Source organism: Bradyrhizobium sp. CCBAU 11357 (assembly GCF_028128865.1).
Classification (GTDB): Bacteria; Pseudomonadota; Alphaproteobacteria; order Rhizobiales; family Xanthobacteraceae; genus Bradyrhizobium.
Genome location: NZ_LBJW01000008.1, coordinates 1 through 8959 on the forward strand (window position 1 = coordinate 1; position 8959 = coordinate 8959).

General features: G+C 61.7%; 9 protein-coding genes and 1 pseudogene. 7 read left to right on the plus strand and 3 right to left on the minus strand.

Features of this window, described 5'->3' with window-relative positions; all coding sequences use genetic code 11:
* The 6 genes and pseudogenes from XI05_RS01130 to XI05_RS39600 form a co-directional block, all read left to right on the plus strand.
* On the plus strand, window positions 1-380 hold a 380-nt coding region (locus tag XI05_RS01130; protein ID WP_271498100.1), incomplete at its 5' end, for a hypothetical protein.
* A 187-nt stretch (window positions 381-567) separates the two neighbouring features.
* Window positions 568-1201: pseudogene (locus XI05_RS01135) on the plus strand (tyrosine-type recombinase/integrase).
* Window positions 1202-1377: 176 nt separating this feature from the next.
* Complete coding sequence (locus XI05_RS01140) at window positions 1378-1686, plus strand: hypothetical protein (protein ID WP_271498223.1); 309 nt, start codon at window positions 1378-1380, stop codon at window positions 1684-1686.
* Between the two features lie 98 nt (window positions 1687-1784).
* A complete protein-coding gene (locus XI05_RS01145; RefSeq protein ID WP_271498225.1) occupies window positions 1785-2183 on the plus strand; it encodes a response regulator in 399 nt (132 codons plus the stop codon).
* A 12-nt stretch (window positions 2184-2195) separates the two neighbouring features.
* Window positions 2196-2399: a DUF6894 family protein gene (locus tag XI05_RS01150; RefSeq protein WP_271498102.1), complete on the plus strand. Its 204-nt coding sequence runs from the start codon at window positions 2196-2198 to the stop codon at window positions 2397-2399.
* A gap of 136 nt (window positions 2400-2535) precedes the next feature.
* Window positions 2536-2805: a PilZ domain-containing protein gene (locus tag XI05_RS39600; RefSeq protein ID WP_442869217.1), complete on the plus strand. Its 270-nt coding sequence runs from the start codon at window positions 2536-2538 to the stop codon at window positions 2803-2805.
* 768 nt (window positions 2806-3573) lie between these two features.
* Here XI05_RS39600 and XI05_RS01155 read toward each other — a convergent pair.
* From XI05_RS01155 to XI05_RS01165, 3 genes are read right to left on the minus strand one after another with little or no spacing between them, the layout of a single operon-like run.
* Window positions 3574-4938, minus strand: coding sequence for an HlyD family type I secretion periplasmic adaptor subunit (locus XI05_RS01155; protein ID WP_271498104.1), 1365 nt, complete (start codon window positions 4936-4938; stop codon window positions 3574-3576).
* Between the two features lie 18 nt (window positions 4939-4956).
* Window positions 4957-6777: a type I secretion system permease/ATPase gene (locus XI05_RS01160; RefSeq protein WP_271498106.1), complete on the minus strand. Its 1821-nt coding sequence runs from the start codon at window positions 6775-6777 to the stop codon at window positions 4957-4959.
* A gap of 12 nt (window positions 6778-6789) precedes the next feature.
* Window positions 6790-7521, minus strand: coding sequence for a hypothetical protein (locus XI05_RS01165; protein ID WP_271498108.1), 732 nt, complete (start codon window positions 7519-7521; stop codon window positions 6790-6792).
* Between the two features lie 931 nt (window positions 7522-8452).
* Between XI05_RS01165 and XI05_RS01170 the strand changes: the two genes are divergently transcribed.
* The coding region (locus XI05_RS01170) for a hypothetical protein (protein WP_271498111.1) at window positions 8453-8959 on the plus strand (507 nt) is incomplete at its 3' end.

The following is an 8959-nucleotide window of genomic DNA, read 5'->3' on the forward strand; positions in this document are numbered from 1 at the left end:
CAAGCGGAAGTCGTCGCCTAGCGAAGATCACAGGCCAGAGGATAGCGTTGCACGTCAGCACTTGGGTCTTGCACGCCGAACTCCACGATTTCGTTGACGCTCCGACCCGCAAAAATCTTGCATCCCCGCAACTGGATTTCAACGACAGGAGGCAATTCCCGGTTTTTCGTTTGTATATGAAGAATTGTGGTGTTCGGACACTCGTGCGAAATGCTGAGCAGGCGCCCGGAATAGAGTTTGGCTCCTGGGTACGGCTGAAGGCAGCTACCGTCGAACAGGTACTGTGCGAAGCAGGTAAAGCTGCAGGTCGGCCGCTCCGTAGAGGCAGCCAGCGACTGAGCGGGCAAGACAACCGCAAGATAAAAAAGGCACAGCCCTGATGCGCGAAGCAGGTTCACAACCATCTTGCGATGATGCCAACTTCGGATTGTGTCCGCAAGGGGTCACAATCGGCCCTGCCATCGTTCGAATTGGACGGAAGTACGTCTCCAATCGTCTAGAAGCGGACGCCGAATTGGAAGGGCTCCGGACTGAAAATGACCAGCCTCACTTGCTGAGGAGGTCAACATGACCGTTATTCCAAGCACCGCACCCGCCCTCTCGAAACATGTTCCTTGGAACAAGGGGAAGATCGTCGGCGCAAAGTCGCCGCTCCGTCCAAAGCACGTCTGGTCAATCCGAACCAAGCTCCAGGTTGAAGGCCGAATGCGCGATCTGGCGCTGTTCAACGTCGCCATCGATAGCAAGCTGCGCGGCTGCGACGTCGTAGCCTTGAAAGTTGATGATCTGGCGCCGGGCGGATATTCGGCCGACCGCGCCACCGTCCGACAGAAGAAGACCGGCCGACCAGTCAAGTTCTGAGCTGACGGAATCGACCCGGCAGGCAATCGACGATTACCTGCGGCTTACGGGCAAGAAGCCGGGAGAATACCTTTTCACTGGCCGGCGGCCGAGTGGTCGTATGACGACCCGCCAGTATGCCCGCCTCCTATCCCGCTGGCTCGCCGACTTCGGACTGGACCCGCACTTTTTCGGGACGCATTCCCTTCGCCGGACCAAAGCGACCTTGATCTATCGCCGAACCGGTAACCTGCGAGCCGTACAGCTCCTTCTGGGGCACACTAAGATCGAGAGCACCGTTCGATATCTCGGCATCGAGGTGGACGACGCCCTCGCGATAGCAGAACAAGTCGACGTCTGACTTCGAGGGCAGAGCAGACGCGCTCTGCGCTGCCCTCACAGACGGCTCCGGGCCAAGAGGCGACCCATTGCCTGCGCTAGCGCGAGGCGTTCGGCAAATTGCCGAGTTTTCCCGACATTGGTTACCTTCTCTTAGTTGGCTTTCTGTACACAGGATTGGACTAGTTCGGCTTGCGCATGCCCAAAGAAAAAGAACAAGAAGTCCGCAGGGTTACGTTCGAGCACCGCTTGCCGGTGCAGTTGATGGCTATTGATGGAACTTGGCGCCGTTCGTGCCACCTGAAGGATGTTTCCGAAGTCGGGGCTACCCTTCAGATTGAGTCGTCCATCGAGGGTCTGTCCCTTAAGGAATTCTTTCTTCTTCTCTCCTCCACCGGCCTCGCCTATCGCAGATGCCAGCTTGACCGCGTGAATGGGGACGAGTTGGAAATTAGCTTCCTTCGTCAAAAGTCGATTACCAAGAAGGCGACCAAGCCACCATCGTAGTCCAATGCCAAATTTTCCCTCCTGCTGGAACTTTTCCGCTTGTGTGCACTTTGTAACGTCCGGCGGAATAGTACGTGTTGGGGGAAGTCTTGACGAACATGCCAATTATCCTCGTGATCGAGGATGACGATGCGATCCAACGTCTCGTTGAGGATGCGTTGAACGAGGGAGGTTTCGAGACCGCCATCGCAAGCACCGGAGAGGAAGCCGTGACCCTCCTCAAAGGAAGGACGGTTGCATACCGTGGTCTCGTGACCGACATCAATCTTCTGGGAAGGTTCAACGGCTGGGAGGTAGCGCGCGCGGCGCGTATGGTGGATCCGAGCTTCCCCGTAGTCTATATGTCCGGCGTGGCCGCTGACGAATGGCTGGTACAGGGCGTTCCCAACAGCATAATGCTTCAGAAACCATTCGCGCCCGTGCAGCTCGTGACGGCAGTTTCCCAACTCCTCAACGGCTGCTTGAGTCCCAAAGCGCCAGACGAACCCTCCGGCTAGTTTGGTGCTCAGATGGCGCGATTCTTCTTCGGCCTTTGCGGTGCAGAAAACGTCAATGATCCCGGCGGCTTCGTGTTTGAGCACGAAATAGATGCCTTCCGTGCGGCTCAAAGACTTGCCGAAGAATTAGCAAGTAGCCGACCCCATTTGAGAGAAAATACATGGGTAGTCGTGAGTCGAGACGATAGCGCCAGCGCCTACTATCTGAGTCTTTAACATCATTCCCGATTGCAGTCCGTAACATGCCGTTATGAACCGGCGACGGCCTGCCGAGTACAACGCACATGTGCCAGGAAGCCAATTCAAATCAGCATGGAAGGAAAAAGATGAACGCCCCGTGGGGAAGTTCCCGATGTTAGACCGTCGTGCCTCAAAACGGCTTTCAGTCAATCAACCCGCGCTGCTCCGCATTCGCGAAATTCGTGGGGTTCATCCATGTGTTGTGAGAAATCTCAGCGAAGAAGGAGCCTGCCTAAGCTCTCCGGTCCACATTTTTGCCGATGAGCTTGACCTGTCGGTTGACGGGTTCAAGAGTACTCTGAGGTGCCAAGTTGTATGGAGAGACGAGCATCTGTATGGCGTAAAATTCAAAGTCGGCAACCACACATGTGTCCCGTTGTGATGTGGCCTTCGCACCCCGCATGTCCGTTGAGGGTCAAACTGCGAAGAACTCAGGGTGAGCAAATCTGGCCCGCTCTGCGGCGATGAGCGGACCTCCGTCAGACCCGACGCAACTTCGCAGATGGGCCACAAGCTGACCTACCAAACCGTGCAGGCGAAGTGGTATCGCTCCCTATTGGGACTAGGTCGTTCATATAAGGCGACCTGGATTAAGTCACCGACTTTACCGGCAAAGGAAATGCAACCGCCGAGATCGATTTCGATGATGGACGGCAGATTCCGCTCGCATCATTGAGCCGCATCGAGAGGATTTGGTCCGAGCATTCTCTTGAAACCGCAACCACACGCGCTGAAAGGGCCGCAGCTCCATCCCGCGGCCTATCGCAGGTTAGAAAATGGGCATGTGAGCGGCACTCAATTCCTGCGCAGAACTGGTGAGTGGACGAAGGGCTGCTCCCAGCACAGCAAAAGCACAAGTGAGTTAGTCCGACGCATCAATTAGTCCCGCTGACCGATCGTGGTAATAGGCTATTAGCCGATCGGCTGGTACCGCAAGAGTCACCTTGGTCCGCCCATTCGCGGAAGCGAAGCGCTTTCCGCTTTGGATCTTGGCTGGCCCAAGGCGCCCTTGGACCTAGGCTCCTGCCGCCACGAAAAAGAACGCGAGAAGGGCTGAGCCACGTAGCGCGGTGTTAGCAAGCCTTAGACCGAAAAGCTTGAGCTCACCGTACTACGCGAGTGCTCAGGATTGAGGTTCAGAATGCTCGCTTCAGGTTTCGCGGAACGCGCGGGAGAAGCTGTCGAGGATAGGCTTCATGATGTACTCGAAAAACGTACGCTCTCCGGTCTTGATGTAAACGTCCGCCGGCATCCCGGGCATGGGGATAAATTCAGGCATTCGCCTGAGAATTTCGTCCTGGTCCAGGCGCACCCGAACGACATAGAATTCCCGACGCGTGTCACCATCGAGGCGGGTTTCGGGCTTCCCCTGCACTTGCTCCGCCAAGGCGTCCGCTGACACGTAGATGACGCTCGCCGCGACCATGGGCGTGATTCGCTGGTTGAGTGCCGACAGCCGCACCAGCGCCTCCTGGCCTACGCTCACATGCGAAATGTCCTTGGGATTCACATGTGCCTCGATGATGCGCTCGTCGCCGATCGGCAGGAGCTCAAGGATAACCGCACCAGGAGAGACGACGCCGCCCGGTGTGTGGAAGTTGTTTTTCACCACAATACCCCGGACCGGTGAACGGACATCAACCCGATCGACCACATCCTGAGCGGCGCGAATCTGCTCCTCCCCGTCGTCCAGCTCCGCCTCGGTCTCGCGCAACTCCTTGATCGCGTCCCGGAGCGTCGTCGCGTGGAGCTGCACTATTCTTTCGTTTGCCTGAGCGATCCGCTCCTTCGAATCTGCGATGCGGCCGAGATACTCGCCGAGGTCGCCCCCGAGACCCGCCTCTGAGCGTCGCAACGCTAGTACATCCGACTTGCGTACCAACTGCTGGCCAAGAAGCGAATTCTTGTCCTTCAGCTCTTCTGCGAACAAGGCAATACGCTCTTTAGTCGACTGAACTTGCGCCTGATATCCGCGGATGCTTTCCTCGAGCCCAGCAATTTGCTTCAAGAGTACGGTTTCCTCGGTCACCCGACTAGCCCGGCGCGCCTGAAGCTCGGCACGTTGCCGCTCAAGAATCGCTCTGATTTCTGGATCACGAGCGTTCTCTCTGAATTCGGCCGGAATTTCGATTGCATCCGAAAAGCTGATTTCGGCTTCTAGACGCGCCTTCATGGCGAGCAGTCGATACTTCTTCAGTACTAGCCGTTTCAGCTTGGCGTTGGCAGGGGTATCGTCCATGCGAAGGAGGACCTGGTTGGCCTCGACGACATCGCCGTCCTTGACCGCAATCTCGCGGATGATGCCGCCCTCGAAGTGCTGGACCAACTTATTCTGCCCGGTAGCCACGAAGGTGCCCGAGGCGACAACCGCACTGTTAAGTGGGGCGACCGCGGCCCAAACGCCGAAACACCCGAGCCAAACAACCAGGATGGCGAGGCCAGTGAAGATGGGCCATTTGGCGCTCAGCGGAACACCGAGGTACCACTCGCCGATGTCGTCCTTTACCGCTCTCATGCTGCCCTCCCGCGCTGGTCACCCGCCCGAGGATTCGATGCGTTGCGGCTGCTCCGGCTCATCACCGCCGACCCTGCCGGGCGACCGAACCAGGCGATGCAACACCTCGCTCGGAGAGCCGAATGCTTCCGCGCGTCCGGCCCGCAGTATGAGCACTTTGTCCACACTGTTCAGTAGCGCGGGGCGCAGGGTTACGACCACCGCCGTGACCCCCCGCCTCTTGGCGCGCTGCAGAGTCTCGGTCAGAGCCTGCTCGCCCGCCGCGTCGAGATTCGAATTGGGCTCGTCGAGCACGACAAGGGACGGATTACCGAAGAAAGCCCGGGCGAGCGCGATGCGCTGCTTCTGTCCTCCCGAGAGCGGTCCGCCACTGCGGTCGAGCACGGTTTCGTACCCTTGCTTCAGCTGGCAGACCATGTCGTGAATTCCCGACAACTTCGCCGCCTCATAGATGCTTTCATCGGGCAAATCGTCGCGCATGCGGCAGATGTTCTGCTTGATGGTCCCGGGAAATAGCTCGACCTCCTGGGGCAGGTAACCGCTATATTCCCCGAACTGGCGGCGATCCCAGTTGCGCAGCTCCGTTCCGTCCAGCCTGACCTTGCCGGCTGTCGGCACCAGACAACCCACCAGAATGCGCGCGAGCGTCGACTTGCCCGATCCGGACGGTCCGACAATGGCCAAAGACTCTCCGGGCACGAGCTCGAGCGACACACCATTGAGCACCGGCTCCTTCGAGCCGGGCGGCAGATACAAGACCCGATCAACGCTCAGGCGCCCTTGCGGTCTGGGCAGGCGCAGCTTGGGCGCCTCGCGCTGGAATGACTCGACTGCTTGCTTTACCCGGGCATAGGCAGATCGCGCCTGAACGCAGCTGCGCCATCCCTCAATCAAACCCTCGAGCGGCTGCAGGGCGCGGCCGGCAATGATCGAAGCTGCGATCATCATGCCCCCCGTGATCTCGGCGTGGAGGGCAAGATAGGCCCCGGTGCCGAGGATCGTGATCTGGGCCACGAGCCGCACGAACTTCGACGCACCGCTGATCCAGAAGTTTCGGTCAAGGGCCTGGCTCTGTACCGTCAGCGCTGGCGCCTGCCGGCGCCCCCAGTGGAGAATGCTTTCGCTCAGCATTCCCATCGCATTGATCACCTGCGAATTTCGCGCCAGCGACTCGGCCGCCGCATCGGCCTCGGCGGCATGCAGGCCTGCCTCGCTCAGACGATCTGAGGTCGCTTTCTGGTTGATCAGCGCGATCAATGCCAGGACCAAGCCCGATACGACTGCGATCCAGCCCAGATGTGGGTGAACGAGGAATATGACTGCGAAGTAGAGGGGTGAGAGTGGCGCGTCCATCAGTAGAAGCATGATAGGGCTCGAGATGAAGCCCCGCACCTGGTGAAGGCTGCGGATCGCCTGGATGGTTCCGCCCTCGCCAGCCCTGGCGTTGTTGATGCTGCTCGCCAGCACTGCGCCGCCAAGCACCGCCTCCATCTTGGTCGCAAGACGCCCCAGCACCTGCCGACGCAGAATGTCCATGATTGAGAGTATACCGATGAACGTCAGCGCGAGAGCCGAGAGCATCAGCAACGTCTCGAGGCTACGGCTCGTCAGCACGCGATCGGATATTTGAAAAAGGTAGATCGGCAACGTAAGCATCAGCAGATTCACAACGACCGAAAATGCTGCGACCGCTATCAGGTTGGTGCGGGCGACCGAACGCCAGGCGGCCAGCGCGTTGACAGGTCCGACATAGTCGCGGGCCTCGCCGCCGGGTGCGACGCGAATTTGTGCTACGGAGTGCTTGCGCGGCGGATCGTCCAGTGTCTCGACAGCTGCCATGTTTGCCTCCCACTAGAGGATGGCATCATGAGTTCCAACGTGATCGATCGGAGTATTATCCACGATGTCGGGAGGCGGCGGCGCCGCTTTTTGGTAATCGGCAGCCACCGGCGTGGAAATGTCTTGAGCCGATGCGGCGTCCGCCTGAGACACAGCAGTCTGGGGGGGCGCGATGTCGCTGCTGAGCGTGACGCCATAATCCGTATACTGGGTTCCGTTGAACAGTGAATCTGTCGGAGGGGGTGGCGCATCGTTCAATGCTATCACATCGCTCGCGACGGAGGTCGTCGCCGTGGCATTCGATGTGTCCGTCACGACGTTCTCCGGGGCAGTGCTGGCGGACCCCGAACTCTCGATCGGTGCGTCAGCGGTGGTGGCCAGCGCAAGAAGCGTGTCGGCCGATCCAGGAGTTGGAGCGCTCCTGGTGTCCGGCACGGCCGGCTCTACCAGTTCGGTCGCAGGGTTGCTGAGCGAGTCTCCGGCGCTGGTGAGCACCGGCTCACCCCCCCCCCCCCCCCCCCCCCCCCCCCCCCCCCCCCCCCCCCCCCCCCCCCCCCCCCCCCCCCCCCCCCCCCCCCCCCCCCCCCCCCCCCCCCCCCCCCCCCCCCCCCCCCCCCCCCCCCCCCCCCCCCCCCCCCCCCCCCCCCCCCCCCCCCCCCCCCCCCCCCCCCCCCCCCCCCCCCCCCCCCCCCCCCCCCCCCCCCCCCCCCCCCCCCCCCCCCCCGCAGCTGTTGTGGTGAGCACGGGCTCGCTCGTGTCAGCGACCGGCGCCGGACTCGCAAGAGCACCGCCAGCCACACTCGCCGTGTCGGCCGGTTGCGAGACGCCGCTGGTCGGATCGGTCAGAGCCGCAGCTGTTGTGGTGAGCACGGGCTCGCTCGAGTCAGCGACCGGCGCCGGACTCGCAAGAGCATCGCCCGCCACATGGCCCGTGTTGGCCGGTCGCGACACGTCGCCGGTTGGATTGGTCAGAGACGCAGCTGTTCTGGTGAGCACGGGCTCGCTCGAGTCAGCGACCGGCGCCGGACTCGCAAGAGCATCGCCCGCCACATGGCCCGTGTTGGCCGGTCGCGACACGTCGCCGGTTGGATCGCTCAGAGCCGCAGCTGTTGTGGTGAGCACGGGCTCGCTCGTGTCAGCGACCGGCGCCGGACTCGCAAGAGCATCGCCAGCCACATTGCCTGTGTCGGCCGGTTGCGAGACGCCGCTGGTCGGATCGGTCAGAGCCGCAGCTGTTGTGGTGGGCACGGGCTCGCTCGTGTCAGCGACCGGCGCCGGACTCGCCACAGCGTTGCCAGCCACACTCGCAGTGTCGGCCCGGTGCGAGAGCTCCCCCGCGGGATCGGTCGGAGCGGCAGCTATTATGGTGAGCGCCGGCGCGCTCGTGTCAGCGACCGGCGCCGCACTCGCCAAAGCATCGCCAGCCACATCGGTGGGCTGTGGTACGTCACCAGGCGCACCGTTAGCAGTGGTCAGTGCCGACTCTGCGATCTCAGGGGATGGTGCTGATTTATCAAGGATGTGAGCTCCCGTGCTGTCCGATGCAACCGTTTGCGACAAGGCGATCGACTGAGTGTCTGGACCCGTCGTCTGGTTAACCACTTCGTTGCTGACCGTGCTCACGATGTCAGTAGCCGTCGCGAGTACCGGTGGCATCGCCGCCGCGACCGGCGCAATGGTTCCAACCACGTCCTCGGGCAGCGTGCCCGCGGCGTCGGCCAAGGTCGTGAGCGTCGGCTGCGCCGCCTCGACGGGCGCAATCGCGCCAACCACCTCGTTGGGTAGCATGCTGGCGGCGGTGTCGTTCACCGTGGCGAGTGCCGGCATCACCGCCCCCTCGACCGGCGCGATCGCCCCAACCACCTCGTTGGGTAGCGTGCTGACGATGTCATTCGCCGTGGCGAGTGCCGGCATCACCGCCCCCTCGACCGGCGCGATCGCGCCAACAACCTCGTTGGGCAGTGCGCTGACGGTGTCGGTCGCCGTCGCGAGTGCCGGCATCACCGCCGCCTCGGCCGGCGCGATCGCGCCAACCACGTCGTTGGTCAGTGCGCTGACGGCGTCGATCACCGTCGTGAGCGCCGCCTCGACCGGCGCGATCGCGCCAACAACGTCGCTGGGCAGTGCGCTGACGGTGTCGGTCGCCGTCGCGAGTGCCGGCATCACCGCCGCCTCGACCGGC